This is a genomic window from Pseudomonas sp. SIMBA_068 (assembly GCF_046534705.1).
In the GTDB taxonomy this organism is placed as follows: domain Bacteria; phylum Pseudomonadota; class Gammaproteobacteria; order Pseudomonadales; family Pseudomonadaceae; genus Aquipseudomonas; species Aquipseudomonas putida.
Genome location: NZ_JAWRYI010001261.1, coordinates 1 through 247, shown reverse-complemented (window position 1 = coordinate 247; position 247 = coordinate 1). Strand labels below are relative to the sequence as shown.

The following is a 247-nucleotide window of genomic DNA, read 5'->3' as shown; positions in this document are numbered from 1 at the left end:
AGCGCCTGTTGCTTTTCGATCATTGGCCAAACGCCTTGCTTCGCAGCTTCTGATAGCGCGGATAACGCGCGTCGGTATCGGGCATCATGCCCACCAATTTAAGGCACGCCCGGCATTCTTCCAGGAGTGCCGCGTCCGGATTGGCGTCGGCGCCGTGCAGCAGCGACTGGGCCATGTTCAGGGCAATACTAATGTTCTTCGGTTGCATGGCCAGGGCCTTGCGGAACAACTCCCGCGCTTCCGCGAG

Annotated in this window: 1 pseudogene; it reads right to left on the bottom strand. The window is 60.3% G+C overall.

The features are described 5' to 3' along the window. Window positions 1-19: 19 nt before the first annotated feature. A pseudogene (locus SB756_RS33600) lies at window positions 20-247 on the bottom strand (response regulator); the annotation flags it as partial.